This window comes from Pseudomonas sp. (genome assembly GCF_032058845.1).
GTDB lineage: Bacteria > Pseudomonadota > Gammaproteobacteria > Pseudomonadales > Pseudomonadaceae > Aquipseudomonas.
Window position 1 is genome coordinate 1 of record NZ_DAMCCR010000083.1, and the last position, 19,123, is coordinate 19,123.

The 19,123-nt window shown below is 63.7% G+C and carries 18 protein-coding genes; 8 read left to right on the forward strand and 10 right to left on the reverse strand.

The features are described from left to right. Positions 1-1,212 (reverse strand): ATP-dependent helicase HrpB (hrpB, locus tag RT028_RS15260; protein WP_312935955.1); only part of this gene is annotated, 1,212 nt, incomplete at its 3' end. Between the two features lie 353 nt (positions 1,213-1,565). On the opposite strand from hrpB, the gene RT028_RS15265 reads away from it, so the two are divergent. Beyond that, a complete protein-coding gene (locus RT028_RS15265; protein WP_312935956.1) occupies positions 1,566-1,985 on the forward strand; it encodes a polyribonucleotide nucleotidyltransferase in 420 nt (139 codons plus the stop codon). 44 nt (positions 1,986-2,029) lie between these two features. Here RT028_RS15265 and RT028_RS15270 read toward each other — a convergent pair whose 3' ends face one another. Both RT028_RS15270 and RT028_RS15275 read right to left on the reverse strand, forming a co-directional pair. Beyond that, positions 2,030-3,037: a hypothetical protein gene (locus RT028_RS15270; RefSeq protein ID WP_312935957.1), complete on the reverse strand. Its 1,008-nt coding sequence runs from the start codon at positions 3,035-3,037 to the stop codon at positions 2,030-2,032. A 240-nt stretch (positions 3,038-3,277) separates the two neighbouring features. Continuing rightward, positions 3,278-3,559 carry a PsiF family protein gene (locus tag RT028_RS15275; protein ID WP_312935958.1) on the reverse strand — a complete coding sequence of 94 codons (282 nt, stop codon included), beginning with the start codon at positions 3,557-3,559 and terminating at the stop codon, positions 3,278-3,280. Positions 3,560-3,740: 181 nt separating this feature from the next. On the opposite strand from RT028_RS15275, the gene osmE reads away from it, so the two are divergent. Next, positions 3,741-4,082 (forward strand): osmotically-inducible lipoprotein OsmE, encoded by a 342-nt coding sequence (gene osmE, locus RT028_RS15280; RefSeq protein ID WP_312935959.1) that lies wholly within the window; start codon positions 3,741-3,743, stop codon positions 4,080-4,082. 48 nt (positions 4,083-4,130) lie between these two features. Next, entirely contained in the window at positions 4,131-4,661 is a 531-nt protein-coding gene (locus RT028_RS15285) for a ferritin-like domain-containing protein (RefSeq protein ID WP_312935960.1), read from the forward strand. Positions 4,662-5,229: 568 nt separating this feature from the next. On the opposite strand, the gene RT028_RS15290 is transcribed toward RT028_RS15285, so the two are convergent. Continuing rightward, complete coding sequence (locus RT028_RS15290; RefSeq protein ID WP_312935961.1) at positions 5,230-7,293, reverse strand: AsmA family protein; 2,064 nt, start codon at positions 7,291-7,293, stop codon at positions 5,230-5,232. A 337-nt stretch (positions 7,294-7,630) separates the two neighbouring features. Here RT028_RS15290 and RT028_RS15295 point away from each other — a divergent pair, with 337 nt between their 5' ends. From RT028_RS15295 to RT028_RS15305, 3 genes are all read left to right on the forward strand, one after another. Continuing rightward, positions 7,631-8,041, forward strand: a complete 411-nt coding sequence (locus tag RT028_RS15295) for a phage infection protein (protein ID WP_312935962.1) — start codon at positions 7,631-7,633, stop codon at positions 8,039-8,041. Positions 8,042-8,225: 184 nt separating this feature from the next. Further along, positions 8,226-8,858, forward strand: coding sequence for a TetR family transcriptional regulator (locus tag RT028_RS15300; RefSeq protein ID WP_312935963.1), 633 nt, complete (start codon positions 8,226-8,228; stop codon positions 8,856-8,858). A 77-nt stretch (positions 8,859-8,935) separates the two neighbouring features. Beyond that, the gene (locus RT028_RS15305) at positions 8,936-10,045 is read left to right on the forward strand and encodes an AGE family epimerase/isomerase (protein ID WP_312935964.1); all 1,110 of its coding nucleotides are present in this window, start codon (positions 8,936-8,938) and stop codon (positions 10,043-10,045) included. Between the two features lie 24 nt (positions 10,046-10,069). Here the strand turns inward: RT028_RS15305 and RT028_RS15310 are convergent, their stop codons facing one another. From RT028_RS15310 to RT028_RS15335, 6 genes are all read right to left on the reverse strand, one after another. Next, positions 10,070-10,837, reverse strand: coding sequence for an SDR family oxidoreductase (locus tag RT028_RS15310; RefSeq protein ID WP_312935965.1), 768 nt, complete (start codon positions 10,835-10,837; stop codon positions 10,070-10,072). Positions 10,838-11,398: 561 nt separating this feature from the next. Further along, entirely contained in the window at positions 11,399-12,115 is a 717-nt protein-coding gene (locus tag RT028_RS15315; RefSeq protein ID WP_312935966.1) for an ABC transporter ATP-binding protein, read from the reverse strand. Further along, on the reverse strand, positions 12,112-12,987 hold the full coding sequence (locus RT028_RS15320; protein WP_312935967.1) for an ATP-binding cassette domain-containing protein: 876 nt from the start codon (positions 12,985-12,987) through the stop codon (positions 12,112-12,114). The genes RT028_RS15315 and RT028_RS15320 overlap by 4 nt, the downstream gene beginning before the upstream one ends. Continuing rightward, complete coding sequence (gene livM, locus RT028_RS15325) at positions 12,984-14,273, reverse strand: high-affinity branched-chain amino acid ABC transporter permease LivM (protein WP_312935968.1); 1,290 nt, start codon at positions 14,271-14,273, stop codon at positions 12,984-12,986. Before livM ends, RT028_RS15320 begins: the two co-directional genes overlap by 4 nt. 2 nt (positions 14,274-14,275) lie before the next feature. Then, positions 14,276-15,190, reverse strand: a complete 915-nt coding sequence (locus RT028_RS15330) for an ABC transporter permease subunit (RefSeq protein ID WP_312935969.1) — start codon at positions 15,188-15,190, stop codon at positions 14,276-14,278. 154 nt (positions 15,191-15,344) lie between these two features. Continuing rightward, positions 15,345-16,481, reverse strand: coding sequence for a branched-chain amino acid ABC transporter substrate-binding protein (locus RT028_RS15335; RefSeq protein ID WP_312935970.1), 1,137 nt, complete (start codon positions 16,479-16,481; stop codon positions 15,345-15,347). 463 nt (positions 16,482-16,944) lie between these two features. Here RT028_RS15335 and pncB point away from each other — a divergent pair, with 463 nt between their 5' ends. Together pncB and nadE are read left to right on the forward strand one after the other, a co-directional pair. Continuing rightward, entirely contained in the window at positions 16,945-18,150 is a 1,206-nt protein-coding gene (gene pncB, locus RT028_RS15340; RefSeq protein WP_312935971.1) for a nicotinate phosphoribosyltransferase, read from the forward strand. Between the two features lie 3 nt (positions 18,151-18,153). After that, positions 18,154-18,981 (forward strand): ammonia-dependent NAD(+) synthetase, encoded by an 828-nt coding sequence (nadE, locus tag RT028_RS15345; RefSeq protein WP_312935972.1) that lies wholly within the window; start codon positions 18,154-18,156, stop codon positions 18,979-18,981. The last annotated feature ends 142 nt before the right edge of the window (positions 18,982-19,123 follow it).

Sequence of the window (19,123 nt, forward strand, 5' to 3'; positions counted from 1 at the left end):
CCACGCCCCCAGGCGGCTGAGCAGATCCCGGCCCTGGCCGAAGGCGGCGGCCGGCGGTGCATCGAGCCACCGCAACTCGCCAGGCTGTACGCCCCAGCGGGCCAGTTGCAGGGCCAGCCCGGACAGGTCGGCCTGCTGGATTTCCGGCGCGGCGTAGGCGCTTAGTTGCTCGTGCTGCGCCTCGGACCACAACCGGTAGCACACCCCCGGGGCCATGCGTCCGGCCCGGCCGGCACGCTGGGTGGCGCTGGCCTTGGCGATGCGCTGAGTGGCCAGGCGGGTCATGCCGCTACGCGGGTCGAACACCGGTACACGCTCGAGGCCCGCATCGATCACCACGCGCACCCCTTCGATGGTGACGCTGGTTTCGGCGATGTTGGTCGCCAGGACCACTTTGCGCAGGCCCTTGGGCGCGGGTTCGATGGCGGCGCGCTGGGCGTTCAGGTCGAGCTCGCCGTGCAGCGGGCACAGCAGGATGTCACTGCGCTCGCCCAGCGCCTCGGCCAGGCCCTGGTGCACGCGGCGGATCTCGGCCTGGCCGGGCAGGAACACCAGCACGCTGCCAGGTTGTTTGGCCAGGGCCTGGAGGCAGGTGGTCACGGTGCGCTGATCGATGAACTCACCGCTCTGGTAGGGCGCCCCCCACACCGTCTGTACCGGGAACATGCGCCCCTCGCTGGTCACCACCGGGGCCTCATCGAGCAACCGTGAGAGGCGCTCGCCTTCCAGGGTGGCCGACATCAGCAGGACCTTGAGCGGCGGGTCATCGCGCAGCATTTCCCGGCCATTGAGGGTCAGGGCCAGGGCCAGGTCAGCGTCCAGGTTGCGCAGGTGGAACTCGTCGAAGATCACCAGGCCCACACCCTCCAGCGAGGGATCATCCTGCAGGCGGCGGGCGAGGATGCCCTCGGTGACGACCTCGATGCGCGTAGCCGGGCCGACCTTGCTCTCCAGGCGGATGCGGTAGCCGACCGTCTCGCCGACACGCTCGCCCAATTCACTGGCCAGCCGTTCGGCGGCAGCACGGGCGGCCAGCCGGCGCGGTTCGAGCATGAGGATGCTCTGCCCGGCCAGCCAGCTTTCCTGCAGCAGGGCCAGCGGCACGCGGGTGGTCTTGCCGGCACCGGGGGGCGCTTCGAGCACCACCTCATGGCGCTGGTGCAACGCCTTGCGCAGGGCGGGCAGAACGGCATCGATGGGCAGAGAAATCATGGTGGTCCTCGGGCGGGCCAGCGAGTATAACGGCGAACCCGTTCCATGGCTGGTGGCAGTCGCCCTGAGGAGCGTCGCTGGGCATGCGGCACGAAGCAGGCTCGCTTCGCCCGACGTTGTCTGTTCAGGCTAGAGGTGTGGCAGTTTTTGGCGTTACATGGCCCATCACCAGTGACCGCCCATGGTCAGACTCGCAACGTCGCTGAGTGGAAGCGGTCAAACAGGCCTGATCCTGGTCACACGTTTCACGGGTGTGTCGTGCGGCAGCGCCTTAGGTGGCGCTGCCAGCCTTCGCATGCACCAGACCCCCGAGCGCTGCCCTTATAGTGTTTGTCTTTCATTCGGAGATTCACATGCGTATCCCTTCTCGCGTCATCGGCGGCGCGCTCGTCGCTGTCCTGCTGACCCAGCTGACCGCCTGCGGCACGCTGTTCTACCCCGATCGCCGCGGCCAGATCGACGGCAAGATCGACCCGGGCATTCTCGCCCTGGATATCGTCGGCCTGGTGTTCTACGTGATCCCTGGCCTGATCGCCCTGGGTGTCGACTTCGCCACCGGCGCGATCTACTACAGCGAGGGTGAGACGGCCCAGGTGGCGCCCGAAACGCTGCGCCCGGCCCTCAATGCCGATGGCACAGTCAACCGCGCCAAGTTGCAGGCGATTCTGCAAAGTGAACTGGGCCAGCGCCTGCCGCTGAACGATCCGCGCCTGATCGAGCACCGTGGCAGCGTCGAGCAGCTGGCGGCCTACGGCCTGGTGCCTGCGGCGTGAACGATCGCTGACGGCATGGCTGGGGGCGCGCCGATGCGTCGCCCTCAGACCAGCTCGATGCGCCGCAGCTCGCTTTTGAGGTACGCGTAATAGATCGGCCCGGCCACCACCCCCGGCAGGCCGAACGCGGCTTCGCACACCAGCATCGCCAGCAGCAATTCCCACGACTTGGCGCGAATCTGCCCACCGACGATCCTCGCATTGAGGAAGTACTCGACCTTGTGGATGACGATCAGGTAACCCAGCGCCGCCAGCGCCACCCAGATCGACAGCGACAGCCCGACGATGGTGATCAGCGTGTTGGAGATCAGGTTGCCGATCACCGGCAGCAGGCCGAGCAGGAAGGTCAGCACGATCAGCGTCTTGGTCAGCGGCAGGTGCACGCCGAACAGCGGCAGCACCACGGCCAGGAAGATACCGGTGAAGGCGGTGTTGAGCAGCGAGATCTTGATCTGCGCAAAAACGATGTTGCGAAACGCCTGGACCAGCAGGCTCAGACGCTCGAACAGCGCGGCCGCCAGAGGCTTGCGCCGGGAGATGTCGGGCAGGCGCTGCAAGGCCACGATGGCGCCGAGAATCATGCCGATCAGCAGCGTCACGAACATGTGCGCCATGCCTTTGCCCACCAGTTGCAGCTCGGCGAAATGCCCCTTGAGCCAATCGCCGATGGCCACCTTGAACTCGGCCGCGCTGGCGGGCAGGTAGCGATCGACGAAGGGCGGCAACTGGCTGCGCGCCTGGTCCACCAGGGCCATGAACTTGTCCAGCGAGGCACCGGGGTTTTCCGCTTCATGGAGCAGGAAGCTGAATGCGCCGGCAATCAGCAGCGACAAGGTGCACACCACCAACGTGCCCAGCAGCGCGACCGCCAGCCAGCGTGCGCGCTGCCCGGCAATCAACGGCTGCAGGCGCGGGGTCAGCATGTTCACCAGCTCGAAGACCAGCAGGCCGGCCAGCAGGCTGGGGAGGAGTTTCAACGGGAGCGCCAGTAACAACCCGGCAGCGACAATGATCCAACTGGCAATGGTGATCTGGCGGGGGGTGAAGGTCATACAGCCTCTACGGCAGACATCAGAAAAGATCCGCAGTCTGCCAGCCTTCCTCCTACAAACATAGTGATCACGCGCAGCCCGCAAGGTGCCTGCGCCGAGGCACATGGGGCCGCGAGAGCGTTCAGGATGTGTCGACCCTGTAGTGATGGCGCGGCGCACCAAGCCGGGTGATGCTGGCGACCCTCGCGCCCCGCCCGGCTGTGAACCTGTCACCCGCCAGGCGCAGCGCCCGCCACAGGCTTATTTCTTCTTCAGGCAACTGCTCATGTAAGCCTTGCGTTCGTCCCCCTTGAGCGCCTTGCCGCTGGCGTCGGCGTTACAGGTTTTCATCTTCTCCTGCTGGGTGGCGGGCTTGGCTTTCAAGCACTGGCTCATGAAGGTTTTACGCGCATCACCCTTGAGCGATTGCCCGGTGGCATCGGCATTGCACGACTTCATCTTTTGCTGTTGCGCGGTGGCGGCGAAGCCGGGGGCGCTGATGAGCAGGCCGAGCACCAGCGCTGGCACGGTAAGCATTTTCATGGCGGATCTCCTGAGCGCCGCGCCCGCTGCGCGGTGTGCGAATGAGTGTAGACAAGATTTGCAACACCTTACCCAGTCGCGCGCTATCGAACGGGCTTGACCAGATCGCCAGCATTCCGATCGAACTCCCAAAGCGCCGTGCGGTTCAAAGCAACACAGACCTCAGCACGGAGCGGTACCCATGTACAAACAGACTTTGGCACTCCTCCTGGTGGGCGCGTCCCTGGCCGCCTGCAGCAGCCACCCGGAAAACCCGGTGGACCACGTCACCTTCCGCAACGCCCCGCTGGTCAAGCAGGTCGAGGACGGCATGACCATGCAGAAGGTCATCGCCATTGGTGGTAGCCCGTCCAATGTGGTTGACCTGCCCAACGGCGGCACCTGCAATGATTACATCCTCAATCGGGACGGTAATCAGCAGCCCTATTACGTACGTTTTGATGCCACCGGGCATGTCGATGCCAAAGGCTTCAAGACCTGCAAACAACGCGAGGAAGAACGCCGCGCCACCCCCGGTGCGTAATGCTTCCCACAAGACCCAAGCCTAATCCTGATCTGTTCGGAGAAAATCATGAGCCACGCTGAATTGACCGACGTAAAAACCCTGCGTGAACGCGCCCGCCAGAACGTCGAAGACGGCCCGGTCACCCAGGACTACACCTCTGACCGTGAGCAAATCATCGAACTGCTGAACCACTCGCTGGCCACTGAGCTGGTGTGCGTACTGCGTTACAAGCGCCATTACTTCATGGCCAGCGGCATCAAGGGTGCCAATGCGGCCGAGGAGTTCCTGGAGCATGCGCAGCAGGAAAGCGAGCACGCTGACAAGCTGGCCGAGCGTATCGTCCAGCTGGGCGGCGAGCCGGACTTCAACCCGGACAACCTGAGCAAGAATTCGCACGCGCAGTACGTGGCGGGTAACAGCCTGAAGGAAATGGTCCTGGAAGACCTGGTGGCCGAGCGTATTGCCGTCGAGAGCTACCGCGAAATCATCAAGTTCATCGGTGACAAGGACCCTACCACTCGTCGCATCTTCGAAGACATCCTCGCCCAGGAAGAAGAGCACGCCGACGACATGGCGGACCTGCTGCAGGGGCTGTAAGCGGTGCGTTGATTCACGCGCTGAGTGAGAAAAGGGCCGCTGATGCGGCCCTTTTTGTTGGTCGGTGCGCAGCGGTCTTCCACGTGACGACTGCGTCGCCTATCGCGGCTGATCGCAGCGCCAGATCGGCCGCTTTGGCAGGTCCCGTATCAAGTTCGAGTCAGGCCGGCGTAGCCGGCCCAATGGCTGCAGTGATGCATTACCTGTCTTGTGGGAGCGACTTTAGTCGCGATGGACGGCGCAGCCGGCCCAATGGCTGCAGTTATGCATTACCTGTCTTGTGGGGGCGACTTTAGTTGCGATGGACGGCGTAGTCGGCCCAATGGCTGCGATTGTGCATCGCCTGTCTTGGGGGAGCGGCTTCAGCCGCGATGGACGGCGTAGCCGGCCCAATGGCTGCGATTGTGCACTGTCTGTCGATACGCGTGGCTTGAGTCAGGCCGGCCGCGCCGGCCATCGCGGCTAAAGCCGCTCCCACACGGATCACCGCTCCCACGCCTTTATGGTGACCCTTGCAAGACACACCGTTAGCCTGCAAGCGCGCCGGACCGGCCGCGCGCTCGCTGACTCACTTCTTGCCCTTCACCGCCGCCGGCGCCTTGCCGGCTTTCATCTGTTGCAGCAGTGGGGTGCACTGATTGTCTTCGCTGTCGCCAGGCGCGATCAGCGCCAGCAGGCCGGCAGCCGGACCTACGGCGACACCCAGCGCGACCATGCCGGCACCGCGCAGGGCCAGGGGCAGCGCCTGTACGCCCGCCTGAGGCTTGGCGAATGGGCCGCGTACGTACAGTGGCGAGCGCAGCGAGAACAGACGGAAGCCCTTGGACTCCGGGGTGATCTTCAGGTCCAGGCGTTCGGTCGCGAAATTGGCCGTGCCGTCGATGTAGATGATGGCGTTCTCGGTATCGAAGACGAACACTCGCGTGCTGCCCAGCCCATCCTTGATGCCGACATCCGCCGCCGCGCAGTTGATTTTCACGTCCTCATCGCCGAACAGCTTGTCGACGATGTAGTTGCCGACGTTGAGCCCGGCGATCTCCATGAGGCTGCGGCTGATCGCGCCGTCGTTGATCAACATGCGCAGATCGCCGTTGGCGCTGCCGAGCAGGGCCGACACCGAATTTCCCCGGCCCTTGAGATCGGCATCACCGTTCAGCTCGCCAAAACTGGTCTGCATCGGGGCGAAGGTCGGGAACAGTTGCTTGAGCTTGAAACCCCGCGCCGTCATTTTCACCTGGCCCTGCATCGGCGTGTCGCGGCCATTGAGGCGGATGTCGGCCTTGAGGTTGCCACCGGCCACGCCAAACCGCAGTGGGGTCAGTTTCAGGACACCATCGTCGAGCACCAGGTGCGCGGCCAGGTCGGTAAACGGCAATTCTTCGGTCTGCACGATGCGCTTGCCGGCGAACTCGACATCCGCGTCCATGGCGCGCCAGCGCTCGGTGCGGAATTCTTCGACCGGCAGCACCTTGTCACCCGGTTGCTTGCTGGCGCCGCCGCGGGCTTTCTGCTCGGCATTGGAATCGGCGCCGATCAGCGGCGCGAGGTCCTTGAACAGCAGCTGGTTCGAGACCAGCTTGCCCGAGAGCTTGGGCCGTGGCTTGCTGGCCACGTAGGCGAGGTCACCGTGGATGTCGCTGTCGCCGATCTTGCCGTTGAAGCCTTGGTACTTGAAGGTTGCGCCGTTAGCGTCATGCAGGTTGGCGAGCAGGTGGCCATCGGTGGAATACGGCGGGGTATCGGGCAGCGTGACGCCGGTCAGCGGATACAGATTGCCCAGGCTCTTGCCCGACAGGCGCAGGCGCAGGTCCAGTGCACCGAGGTTGCGCGGGTCGGTCAGGGTGCCTGCCACGCGCGCGCGGGTATCGCCGGCGCGGGCGTCTACCTGCAGCGGGAACGGCTGGCTGGCATCCTGCAGCGCCAGCAGGCCGCCGATCTTGCCGGTGGCTGCCACCGCCTGGCCCTTGTAGCGACCGTCGGCCTTGAAACCAAAGGCGTAGTCCTGGGTACCGCTGGCCTTCTCGGCACTGGCCTTGCCGACGATTTCACTGAACGGAATCGGCTTGCCCAGCGGATCGATCTTCACCTTCACACTGGTCTTCAAGGTCTCGTCGTCGAAACTGACATTGCCTTCGTCGAAACCGATGGCGCCGATGTCGAGGGTCCACTTCGAGGGTTCGGCCTTTTCATCCTTGGGCCCGAAATCGAAATTCCAGTTGGCCCGGCCATCGGCCAGACGGGTGAGGCTGGCGACCGGCTTGACCAGATCGATGCGCGGGATGCTGATGGTCTGGGCAATCAGCGGCAGTGGCGCCAGGCGAAAGTCGACGCGCTCCAGGCCGACCATCTGCGGTTCCTTCAGCCAGTCCGGGTTGCCCAGGGTGATGTCTTCGGCAGTGAAGTGCGGCCACGGCACCCAGGCGCGCCAACCGCCCTCCTCCGGCGCCGTGCGCCAGTGCACGGCAAGGTTGCCATTGATCGCGAAGGGCCGGTGCAGGGCTTCGGAGACTTTCTCGTTCAGTAACGGTTTGGCACGGTTCCAGTCGAACGTGGCAATGACGATCACCAGGATCGCCAGCAGGGTCAAGAGGGTAGCGAGGGTCCAGACGAGGACTCGGATAGGGCGCGTCATTGCGGGTGTCTCCTGACGTCATGCCATTTCAGCAGGCGGAAAAGGACTGATTAGTTGTGGGACTGATGAAAACCGCCTGGGTTTAATCCCTTCCCCAAGCTTAGTGAAGAAATTGCCTGCACCTGGAAGTTATGGCGGGGTTAAGGATTTCCTGCCACCACCTGCGCCAGCGGGTTTTTGGCTTTAAATCATCCATAACCCATTGATGTACAACACGTTTAAAGCACTATGAAAGCGACTGATGTTCATCATCACGCCGATGAAATGGTCTCTTTCCCAAGCGCGCGTAGCATGGCCGACATACCCACTGATCAGCGCCCCCAAGGAGCGCCCTGCCATGAAACGTTCACTGATTTTCAGCCTGTTGTTATCTGCCGTCGCCGCCCAGGCTTATGCACTACCTGCCCAGGATCAGCGCCCGACGCCCCAGGCGCATGCCAGCGATGCGGCCATTCTCAAGCCGATCCAGCCTGTCGCCGAAGGTGGCTCGGATCGCCTGATCGAACGCAGCAACCGCGTCGCCGAAGGTGGCTCCGACCGCCTGATCGAGCGCAACGACCGCGTTGCCGAAGGGGGCTCAGACCGCCTGATCGAACGCAACGACCGCGTTGCCGAAGGTGGCTCCGACCGCCTGATCGAACGCAACAACCGCGTCGCCGAAGGGGGCTCCGACCGCCTGATCGAGCGCAACAACCGCGTCGCCGAAGGTGGCTCCGACCGCCTGATCGCAGCCGGCCATGTGAGCTGAGCCGCTTGGCACTCACGGCCATTCACCGCACACCCTCCCACCTGAGCCCCGGCCCGTGCTGCACTGAACGTGCGATGGGCCCCTGCCGACCTGCGCCAACCCGCACGCAATCGCCTTGGGCGGATTGACCCGCCTTCGTGCTTTTCACTAGAGTGCGCTGCCGTACTTTCCAAGAAGCCTGCCCATGTCGCCGCGCGCCGAACAGAAGCTCCAGACCCGCCAGGCACTGCTCCATGCAGCCTGCGAGCTGATGCAGAGTGGCCGCGGGTTCGGCAGCATCAGCCTGCGTGAAGTCGCGCGCAGCGCCGGCATCGTGCCTACAGGTTTCTACCGTCATTTCCCCGATATGGACGCCCTCGGCCTGGCCTTGGTCGCCGAGGTCGAAGCGACCTTCCGTGACACCATCCGCCGGGTGCGGCACAACGAGCTGGAGCTGGGCGGCATCACCGACGCCTCGGTGCGCATTTTTCTCGATGTGGTGACCGCGCACCGCACCCAGTTTCTGTTTCTTGCCCGCGAGCAGTACGGTGGCTCCCACGCCGTGCGTCAGGCCATCGCGCGGCTGCGCGATGGCATCAGCTCGGACCTGGCCACCGACCTGGCCCGCATGCCGCGCTGGCAGCACATGAACGCGGGCGCGCTGTCGATGATGGCCGACCTGGTGGTCAAAACCGTGTTCGCCACCCTCCCGGAGCTGATCGACAGCCCGGATCCAGACTGCCCACAGCCCTTCACCGCCCAGGAAAAGATTGCCCAGCAGTTGCGCCTGATCTTCATCGGTGGGCGCCACTGGCACGGCGCCAGCCCCTCCAGCTGACCCACCCAGGCCAGGTACCAGAGGGGGCTGGCACATCTGCTACCATTGCGCCCTGCCTGATCGTGACGAGCCGCGCCATGTCCAATACCCCCGCTTGCCCATCCATCCTGAGCCAGCGCCTGGCCCAGGTACGCCAGCACTTCGCCGACTGCATCGTGCCGCTGTGGCAGGGCCCGGGCTGGAATGCCGACATGGCCTTGCCCTTCGAGTCGCTGGCGGCCGATCACCGGCCTGAACCCGTCAAGCGCTACCGCGCCATGGCCTGCGCACGGCAGCTTTACCTGTTTAGCAGCCGTATCGAGCAGCCGGGCGCGGCCCAGCGGGCAGCGGCGTTGTTCGACGCATTGCAGCGGCATTTCCACGACGCCGAGCACGGCGGCTGGTTCTACAGTATCGACCCCCAGGGCCAGCCGCTGGACCGCCGCAAGGACCTCTACACCCACGCCTTCATCGTGTTTGCCTGTGCCCACTACTGGGGCCAGGTGCGCCAGCCGCAGGTGGCGGCCGTGCTGGACTCGGCGCTGGCTCTGGTGGCAGCACGCTTTCGCCGCGACGACGACCTGTATGAAGCGAGCTTGGACGCAGACTGGGGCGTGCTCGGCAGCGGCCCGCTGCAAAATCCGCTGATGCACCTGGCCGAGGCGTTCCTGCAGGTACTGAGCGTGCGTGCAGACGCCCCGGTGCAAGAGGCGCTGCTGGCGCTGTGCGCAGCGTTGCACGCCCAGTTCATCGACCCGCAGCATGGCGTGATGCTGGAAAAGCCCTTGGGCGCTGTGGACAACTGGTTCGAGCCGGGTCACCAGTTCGAATGGTTCTTCCTGCTCGACACCTCACCGCTGCTGAGCGCAACTCCGTTGCACCAGGCCATCGAGCGCGCCTTCGACTATGCCGAACGACACGGCGTACAGGGCACGGCCGTCGTGGCCATGCTGGATGCACAAGGGCATACCCTCGACGCCACTCAACGCATCTGGGCCAAGGCCGAGTACATCCGCGCCCTGGCGTTGCGCCCTGACCACGAGGCGCGCCTGATCACCCAACTCACGGCCCTCGACGAGCAGTTCATGCACGCCTCGGGCTGGCACGAATGCCGCGACGCCAGCGGCGCCGTGAGCCGCCACGACATGCCCTCCACCACCCCCTACCACCTGGCCACTGCACTCGAAGGCCTGCGCCACATCGCGTGAGGCGCGGGTTCCTGAGCGGGCGCCTCAGCCTTTGGCTGCCCGGTCGATGGAAAACCCTGCCCAGTCCTGGCTCACCGGCATCAGTTCCAGCGAGTTGATGTTGACGTGGGCCGGCTGGTTGAGCACCCAGAAGATGGTCTCGGCGATGTCTTGCGGCTGAATGGGTTCGGCGCCGGCGTAAGTGGCGTCATAGCGCGATTGGTCGCCGCCGAAACGCACCAGCGAGAACTCGCTCTCGCACAGGCCAGGTTCGATGTTGGTCACCCGTACCCCGGTGCCGCGCAGGTCGCAGCGCAGGCTCAGGGAGAATTGCCCGACGAAGGCTTTGGTGCCGCCATACACATGGCTGCCCGGATACGGGTAATTGCCCGCCACCGATCCCACGTTGAGGATCGACGCCCCGCGGCCATGGGCGATCAGCCGGGGTAACAGCAGGCGAGTGGTGTACATCAGGCCCTTGATGTTGGTGTCGACCATGGTGTCCCAGTCGTCCAGATCGCAATGCTGCGCGGCATCGGCGCCCAGGGCCAGGCCGGCATTGTTGACCAGGCCCTGCAAGGTGTCGAAGCTGGGCGGCAAGCTGGCGATGGCGGCCTCCATGGCCTGCCGGTCGCGCACATCCACCACCAGACCGATCACTTCGGTGCTTGTGGACAACTCGTTGCACAAGGCGTCCAGGCGGTCCTGGCGGCGGCCCGTGAGCACCAGCTTCCACCCGGCTTGGGCAAAGCGCCGGGCCGTGGCCTCGCCGAAGCCGGAGGTGGCGCCAGTGATGAATACGGTGGCTGTCATGAAGAGGCTCCTGGACTGGGAAAGTGAGGGGTGAGAAGCATGCCCCGTTGCCCCATCGCACAGCAAGTCACGCGCTGCTGGACAAAAAACGACCAGAGCTCTGCAGGCCTTGATTCCTGAGGCCTGGCGCCAGGTATGCGCACGTTATCCACAGGGCTACCCCCACGGATTGGGGGCAAGTATGGCCTCGATCAGCGCAACGTCGCGGTGGCGCGAGTCCCATCCACCGCCTCAGGCGTGCAACACTGATGCCTGTAGCATTCTGTACAGAGTTTTTGCACAGAATTATCCACAGGTTGGCTGCCGTTCGCAGATCGGCCATTGCTGGCCTCTTTGCACCGCATTGCGCAGTATTCACAGCCAGCTGATCAAAAAACATACAAAGTTCTACAGCCCTTTGAATACGTGGCCTGCAGCAACATGCCACCACGTTTTCCACAGGCGGTTGAACACAAACAGTGGACAGCTCCAACTCTGTGCACAACCGCCCTCACCGCACGCGTTTCGCGTGCCGTGGGGGCTGGGTGCGACAGGTTGTCCACATTTGCCAGCGGCGCTGGATCAGTGCCCTCCGAGGTAGGCGTTGCGCACGTCCTCGTTGGCCAGCAGTTCAGCGCCGGTGCCGGTCATGCGAATCTGCCCATTGACCATCACATAGGCGCGGTCCGACAGCTTCAACGCATGGTTGGCATTCTGTTCCACCAGAAAGATGGTCATGCCGGTCTTGGCCAGCTCGCGCAAAGTGGCGAAGATCTGCTTGACCACGATCGGCGCCAACCCAAGCGACGGCTCGTCGAGCAACAGCAAGCGCGGCCGGCTCATCAACGCCCGAGCGATGGCGAGCATCTGCTGCTCGCCCCCGGACATGGTCATGGCGCGCTGGGAACGGCGCTCCTTGAGGCGCGGGAAGAGGTCATACATGCGCTGCATGTCCTCGTCGGCGTGCTTGTCGCCGATGGGGATGGTGCCCATCATCAGGTTTTCTTCGACCGTCATGTCGGGAAACACCCGGCGCCCTTCCGGGGACTGGGCGATGCCGTTGGAGGCGATGTAGTGCGAGCTCTTGTGGGTGATGTCGGTGCCCTGGTAGATGATCTGCCCGGAAGCCGCCCGCGGCTGGCCAAAAATCGACATCAACAGGGTCGACTTGCCCGCCCCATTGGCACCGATCAGGCTCACCGTCTCGCCTTCGGCGATGTGCATCGACACCCCCCTGAGCGCCTGGATCGGCCCATAGAACACGTTCAGGTCACGCAGTTCGAGAATGGGTGCGGTCATACGATTTCCTCTTCGTCGGCACCCAGGTAGGCGGCGATCACCGTCGGGTTGTCACGGATGGCCTGCGGTGTCCCTTCGGCAATCACGTTGCCGTGGTCGAGCACCACGATGTGGTCGGAGATGCTCATGACCATGCCCATGTCGTGTTCGATCAGCACCACGGTGATGTCGTGCTGGTCACGCAGCACACGGATCATGCGGCTCAGCGCCTCGGTTTCCTGGGGGTTGAGACCGGCGGCAGGCTCGTCCAGGCAGATGATCTTCGGCCGGGTGCACATGGCCCGGGCGATCTCCAGACGCCGCTGCTGGCCGTAGGACAATTCACCGGCCAGGCGGTTGGCGCAGTCCACCAGGTCTACCACCTCCAGCCAGTAGAACGCATGGTCCAGCGCATCGCTTTCAGCCTTGCGATAGCCCGGCGTGTTGAGCACGCCGGCCAACAGGTTGCGGTTGACCCACATGTGCTGGGCCACCAGCAGGTTTTCCACCACCGACATTTCCCGGAACAGGCGGATGTTCTGGAAGGTACGCGCCAGGCCAGCGCGGTTCACCAGGTGCGTACCGCCGAACATCTTGTAGTACACCCGGCTGCCGAAGCGCGCAGGCGACACGAAGTCGGCGGCCTGGAAGCGCTCGCCGAGCAGCTGGATCACATCGGTGCGGGCGCCGCGTACATTCAGCTCGATGCGCCCCCCGGTGGCCTTGTAGAAACCGGTCAGGCAGTTGAACACGGTGGTCTTGCCCGCGCCGTTAGGGCCGATCAGGGCAAAGATCTGGTTGCGCTTGACCTTGAGGTTGACGTCGCTGAGGGCCTTGATGCCGCCAAACTGCATCATCAGGTGCTCAACCGACAGAATGACTTCATCGCTCATGGCGCTACCCCCTTGCGTACCGGCACGCCACTGCGGCTGATCCGAATCAGCCCGCGCGGTCGCCAGATCATCATCAACACCATCAGCACACCGAACAGCAGCACCCGGTACTCGGAGAAGCTGCGCAGCAGTTCAGGCGCCACGGTCAACACGAAGGCGGCGATCACCACGCCCACCGTCGAGCCCATGCCGCCCAGCACGACGATGGCGAGGATCAGCGCCGACTCGAAGAAGGTGAACGACGACGGGTTGACGAAGCCCTGATACGTGGCGAAGAACACCCCGGCCAAGCCGGCCGTGGAGGCGCCCAGGGTGAAGGCCGAGAGCTTGACCAGTACGTGGTTCAGGCCCATCGAACGGCAGGCGATCTCGTCTTCACGCAGCGCTTCCCAGGCGCGGCCCACCGGCATGCGGGTCAGGCGGTGCTTGATGTACAGCACCGCCAGCACCACCAGGAACAGCACGATGTAAATGAACAGGAATTTCAGGTTGGGGTTGTAGTCGATGCCGAAGAACTCGTGGAACGGCACGCCCCCGTCCTTGGCGCGCCGGCCGAACTCGAGGCCGAGGAAGGTCGGTGACGGCGCCGGCATGCCGTTCGGGCCACCGGTGAACGACAACCAGTTGTTCAGCACCAGGCGAATGATCTCGCCAAAGCCCAAGGTCACGATGGCCAGGTAATCGCCGTGCATGCGCAATACCGGGAAGCCCAGGATGCACCCGGCCAGGGCCGCGGCGATGGCCGCCAGCGGCAGCACGCTCCAGAAACCCAGGCCCAGGTACTGATAGCCCAGTGCCAGGCCGTAGGCGCCGATGGCGTAGAACGCCACATAGCCCAGGTCGAGCAGGCCCGCCAGGCCGACCACGATGTTCAGGCCGAGCCCGAGCAGCACGTAGATCAGGCCGAGGATCACCACCGTCAGCAGGTACTTGTTGGCAAAGATCGGGAACACGATGGCGATCACCACCAGCGCCGGGATGATGTAACGCAGCCGCGACTTGTAGTCCACGGGCCGCACATGCACACCCGAACTGTTGCCCTCGAAGCCTTGCAACAGGCGTTTGCCCGGTGCGGTCTGCAGATACAGGCTGAGCAGGAAACGCCCGACCATCACCGCACCGACCAGCCAGGCCACGCGGGCGGGTTGGGCGTTGAAGCTGTAGCCGTCGAGCACCACGCCGACCACCGGGCCGAACACGATCAGCGCCAGCAGGCCGGCGACCACGGTTTCGATGAGGCTGCGTTTGATATCGATCGATGAAGAAGCAGTAGAGGCAGAGGACATGTTCACACCTTGGCCACGAGCGGGCGACCCAGCAGGCCCTGGGGTCGGAAGATGAGGATCAGGACCAGCAGCGAGAAGCTGAACACGTCCTTGTAGTCGGAGTTGATCAGCCCGGCGAACAACGATTCCGACACCCCGAGAATGATCCCGCCAAGCATCGCGCCGGGCAGCGAGCCGATGCCGCCGAGTACCGCTGCGGTAAATGCCTTGATGCCGATGATGAAGCCTGCATAGAAGTCGAACGTGCCGTAGTTCAGGGTGATCAGCACACCCGCCAGGGCCGCCATCACTGCACCGATGACGAACACGTAGGAGATGACCCGGTCGGTGTTGATGCCCAGGATCGAGGCCATCTTGCGGTCTTGCTGAGTGGCGCGGCACATGCGCCCCAGCTTGGTGTACTTGATCACGTAGGTGAGTAGGGCCATGCCGGCAAACGCCGCGACGAGGATGAAGATCTTGGTGTACGTCAGCTGCACGAAGCCGCTGCCGACGTCCAGGCGCACGGCGCCTTCAAGCAGGGTCGGCACGCCTTGCTGGCGGGCGCCCTGGCTGATCTGTGCATAGTTCTGCAGGATCAGCGAGATGCCGATGGCGCTGATCAGCGGGGCCAGGCGGGTGGAGTTGCGCAGGGGGCGGTAGGCGATGCGCTCGATGGTGAACCCGTACACGCCGGTCACCACAATGGTGAACAGCAAGGTGCCCAACATCAGCAGGGGGAACGACTCGATACCGAAATACGCCAGCAATGCCAGACTGATTGCCGCGAGGTACGCGGAAATCATATACACCTCGCCGTGCGCGAAGTTGATCATGCCGATGATGCCATAGACCATTGTGTAGCCGATGGCGATCAAGCCATAGACCGACCCGAGGGTCAGCCCATTGACCAGTTGCTGCAGGAAAATACCATCCATAAACGCAATCTCGCGTAAGTGAGATCGCACGCGCACTGATCACGGCAGGGCAGCAACGACACGGCCCTCGCAACGCAGCGGCGTACGCATCTCCGGGTAGAGACAGGTACCGCTGGGGCGATAGCCCGGGCAAATGCCCGGGCCCAGACCGTGATTATTTTTGTTTGTCCAGCTGGTGGTACTTGCCTTGGGCATCCCACTGGTAGACCACGTAGTCGGAGACGGTCAGGTCGCCCTTGCTGTCCCACTTCTTCTCACCCATCACGGTCTGCACCGGATTGGCCTTGAGCCACTTGGCAGCGGCTTCGCCCTCGTTCGACTTGGCGCCGTTGAAGGCTGCGGCAAGCGCCTGCAGGGAGGCATAGGCGTACAGGGTGTAGCCCTCAGGCTCGGTGCCGGCCTTGCGGAAGTCTTCGACCACCGCCTTGCTGTCGGGCAGCAGGCGTGGGTCGGCGCCAAAGGTCATGTACACACCGTCGACGTATTGCGCGCCACCGGCAGTAGCGACCAGTTCGTCGGTGACGATGCCGTCATCGGACATGAACTTCACATCTTTCAGGCCCTGCTCGCGCAGTTGCCGAACCAGCGGGCCGGCTTCCGGGTGCAGGCCGCCGAAGTAGACGACATCGGCGCCGGTGGAGCGGATCTTGGTGACCACGGCACTGAAGTCTTTCTCGCCGCGGGTCAGGCCCTCGTACAGCACCGGTTTGACGCCGCGCTTCTCCAACTGCGCCTTGGTGGCGTCGGCCAGGCCCTGACCGTAGGTGTCCTTGTCGTGCAGCACCACGACCTTCTTGCCCTTGAGCACATCGACGATGTAGTCGCCGGCCACGATGCCCTGCTGATCGTCACGCCCGCACATGCGGAACATGCCGTTCAGGCCACGCTCGGTGACTTGCGGGTTGGTGGAGCCTGGGGTGATGGCGATGATGCCGGCTTCGTCATACACCTCAGAAGCCGGAATGGTGTTGGAAGAACAGAAATGCCCGACAACGCCGATGACTTTGTCCTGATCGACCAGCCGGTTGGCCACGGCTACCGCCTGCTTGGGCTCACACGCGTCATCGCCTTTGACCAGCACGATCTTTTCCCCGTTGACGCCGCCTGCAGCATTGATCTTGTCAGCTGCGGCTTGCGCACCTTTCATGTATTGCTCGCCAAACGCCGCGTTGGCACCGGTCATCGGCCCCGCGACACCGATCTTGACGTCGGCCTGTACATAGGAAGAAACACCCAGCGCCATGGCAACGGCCATGGCCAGGAAACCTTTCTTGTAAAACGTCTGCGACATGAGGTGGTGCTCCTGGAGTTTTTATTGGTCAGCACTGCAACTTCACTACCCTGTGCTCAGAGCAAGGGCCGTGCCAGCGGTTTTGATCTGCCTGAAAAAACCCGCGCTGCCGCTCTATGCCGGTCCGAGCGCCTCGTGCGCATTGGCGGCGCCACCGTCTAGAAGAGGCATAGCGCCACCATCGACCCGGAAAGGCGCCACCCTGCCATGCCATCAGTGCAACCCTGGCGGTTGTCCGCGCGCGACGTGGCTGTAACAAGCGACGTCACCGAACTGCACATTATCGGTGCGAGGCTGCTACGCAGAGCACTGTTTGCAGGCCGCACAGCGCCCGCAGTGAGGGCTGGAGCGAGGTGCCGCGAGCATGAGGACATGGCTCCTGGGCAAAAAAGACTGGCACAATGGCGCGCACCCCCGCGCGCTCGTGCCGTTACAGCCAGCGCCGCCGACCTGGAGCCACCTGATGAGCGAGAGCGCATTTTCCGAGCGCATCGTGCATAACCTGCTCGACACCGATTTCTACAAGCTCACCATGATGCAGGCCGTGCTGCACAACTACCCCGATGCCGACGTGGAATGGGAGTTTCGCTGCCGCAATGGCGAGGACCTGCGCCCGTACCTGAGCGAGATTCGCCACCAGGTCGAAGCGCTGGCGGACCTGACCCTCGATGAAGGCCAGTTGGGGTTTCTCGAACGCATCAGCTTTCTGAAGCCTGATTTCCTGCGTTTCCTCGGCCTGTTCCGTTTCAACCTGCGCTACCTGCACATCGGCATCGACGATGACCAGCTGAGCCTGCGTATTCGCGGGCCCTGGCTGCATGTCATCCTCTTCGAAGTGCCGCTGCTGGCGATCATCAGCGAAGTCCGCAACCGCCACCTGCACCCGGACACGCGGCTGTCTGCGGCACGCGAGCAACTGCACCGCAAGTTCGACTGGCTGCGCCAGCATGCCAGCAGCGAAGAACTGAGCGAGCTGCAAGTGGCCGACTTCGGCACGCGCCGACGCTTCTCCAGCCGGGTGCAGGGCGAAGTGGTGAAGGTGCTGCGCGATGATTTCCCGGCGCGCTTCGTGGGCACCAGCAACGTCGATCTGGCCTGGAAACTGGGTATCAAGCCCTTGGGCACCATGGCCCACGAATGGATCATGGCGCACCAGCAGCTCGGGCCCCGGCTGATCGACAGCCAGGCCGCCGCGCTCGACTGCTGGGTGCGCGAATACCGCGGCCTGCTCGGTATCGCCCTGACCGACTGCATCACCACCGATGCCTTCCTCGGCGACTTCGATCTGTACTTCGCCAAGCTGTTCGATGGCCTGCGGCACGATTCGGGCGACCCGATCGTCTGGGCAGAAAAAACCGTGGCGCACTACAAGAGCCTGGGCATCGACCCGATGACCAAGACCCTGGTGTTCTCCGATGGCCTGGACCTGCCGCGTGCGCTGCAAATCTTCCGCACGATGCGTGGTCGGATCAATGTCAGCTTCGGCATCGGCACCAACCTCACCTGCGACCTGCCCGGCGTAGCGCCGATGAGCATCGTGCTGAAGATGACCGACTGCAATGGCTCGCCGGTTGCCAAGATTTCTGACGAAGCCGCCAAGACCCAATGCCGCGATGCCAACTTCGTCGCCTACCTGCGTCATGTTTTCAACGTTCCGTACAAGGAGTGATCGATGCACGCCGTCCAACTCGAAATTGCCCAGCAACTGAACGTCCAACCGCGTTTTGCCGACAACGATGCACTCGATGGCGAAATCACTCGCCGTGTCGAATTCATCAAGCAATGCCTGGCCAATGCCCATCTCAAGACCCTGGTGCTGGGCATCAGCGGGGGCGTCGATTCGCTCACTGCCGCCCTGCTCGCCCAGCGCGCGGTCGAAGAGCTGCGCAGCGCCAGCGGTGATCAGGCCTACCGCTTCATCGCCGTGCGCCTGCCCTACCGCATCCAGAAAGATGAAGACGACGCTCAGGCTTGCCTGGCGGTGATCAAGGCCGATGAAGTACACACCGTCGACATCGCTCCAGCCGTGCAGGCCCTGGCCGGCGAGGTGAAAGCCTTGCAAGAAGGCACTCCAGCCCACGTTGACTTCGTGCTGGGTAACGCCAAGGCGCGCATGCGCATGCTGGCGCAATACGCCATCGCCGGTGCGCGGGGCGGGCTGGTGATCGGTACCGACCATGCGGCCGAGGCCGTGATGGGCTTCTTCACCAAGTTCGGTGACGGCGCCTGCGACCTGACGCCGCTGGGCGGCCTGGTGAAAAACCAGGTGCGCGCGATCGCTCGTCGCTTTGGCGCTCCGGAATCGTTGGTAGAGAAAGTGCCGACTGCCGACCTGGAAGACCTGGAACCGGGCAAGCCGGACGAAGCGTCCCATGGCGTGACCTACCAGCAGATCGACGCCTTCCTGCAAGGCGAAGAGGTGGATGCAGAGGCCGCCGAGATCATCGTCGCGTCGTATCGCAAGACGCAGCACAAGCGTGAGTTGCCGTTCGCGCCCTGATCGTCGTCGGTCCGATCCACAGCCAGCAAAAAGGGCGCCTTGCGAGGCTAATGCCAGTCAGTTAGATCAAGTTGGCTCAGTTGGGGCCGCTTCGCAGCCCATCGCGGCTAAAGCCGCTCCCACAGGTTCACGTATATCCTGT

What these genes read in the sequence shown, in the direction of transcription:
- RT028_RS15300 (WP_312935963.1), top strand. Translation starts at nt 8,226, where the DNA reads ATGTCGCCGCGCGCCGAACAGAAGCTCCAGACCCGCCAGGCACTGCTC.
- livM (WP_312935968.1), bottom strand. Translation starts at nt 14,273, where the DNA reads ATGTCCTCTGCCTCTACTGCTTCTTCATCGATCGATATCAAACGCAGC.
- RT028_RS15265 (WP_312935956.1), top strand. Translation starts at nt 1,566, where the DNA reads ATGCGTATCCCTTCTCGCGTCATCGGCGGCGCGCTCGTCGCTGTCCTG.
- RT028_RS15320 (WP_312935967.1), bottom strand. Translation starts at nt 12,987, where the DNA reads ATGAGCGATGAAGTCATTCTGTCGGTTGAGCACCTGATGATGCAGTTT.
- nadE (WP_312935972.1), top strand. Translation starts at nt 18,154, where the DNA reads ATGCACGCCGTCCAACTCGAAATTGCCCAGCAACTGAACGTCCAACCG.
- RT028_RS15305 (WP_312935964.1), top strand. Translation starts at nt 8,936, where the DNA reads ATGTCCAATACCCCCGCTTGCCCATCCATCCTGAGCCAGCGCCTGGCC.
- RT028_RS15330 (WP_312935969.1), bottom strand. Translation starts at nt 15,190, where the DNA reads ATGGATGGTATTTTCCTGCAGCAACTGGTCAATGGGCTGACCCTCGGG.
- RT028_RS15285 (WP_312935960.1), top strand. Translation starts at nt 4,131, where the DNA reads ATGAGCCACGCTGAATTGACCGACGTAAAAACCCTGCGTGAACGCGCC.
- pncB (WP_312935971.1), top strand. Translation starts at nt 16,945, where the DNA reads ATGAGCGAGAGCGCATTTTCCGAGCGCATCGTGCATAACCTGCTCGAC.
- RT028_RS15315 (WP_312935966.1), bottom strand. Translation starts at nt 12,115, where the DNA reads ATGACCGCACCCATTCTCGAACTGCGTGACCTGAACGTGTTCTATGGG.
- RT028_RS15270 (WP_312935957.1), bottom strand. Translation starts at nt 3,037, where the DNA reads ATGACCTTCACCCCCCGCCAGATCACCATTGCCAGTTGGATCATTGTC.
- RT028_RS15310 (WP_312935965.1), bottom strand. Translation starts at nt 10,837, where the DNA reads ATGACAGCCACCGTATTCATCACTGGCGCCACCTCCGGCTTCGGCGAG.
- RT028_RS15290 (WP_312935961.1), bottom strand. Translation starts at nt 7,293, where the DNA reads ATGACGCGCCCTATCCGAGTCCTCGTCTGGACCCTCGCTACCCTCTTG.
- RT028_RS15335 (WP_312935970.1), bottom strand. Translation starts at nt 16,481, where the DNA reads ATGTCGCAGACGTTTTACAAGAAAGGTTTCCTGGCCATGGCCGTTGCC.
- RT028_RS15275 (WP_312935958.1), bottom strand. Translation starts at nt 3,559, where the DNA reads ATGAAAATGCTTACCGTGCCAGCGCTGGTGCTCGGCCTGCTCATCAGC.
- osmE (WP_312935959.1), top strand. Translation starts at nt 3,741, where the DNA reads ATGTACAAACAGACTTTGGCACTCCTCCTGGTGGGCGCGTCCCTGGCC.
- RT028_RS15295 (WP_312935962.1), top strand. Translation starts at nt 7,631, where the DNA reads ATGAAACGTTCACTGATTTTCAGCCTGTTGTTATCTGCCGTCGCCGCC.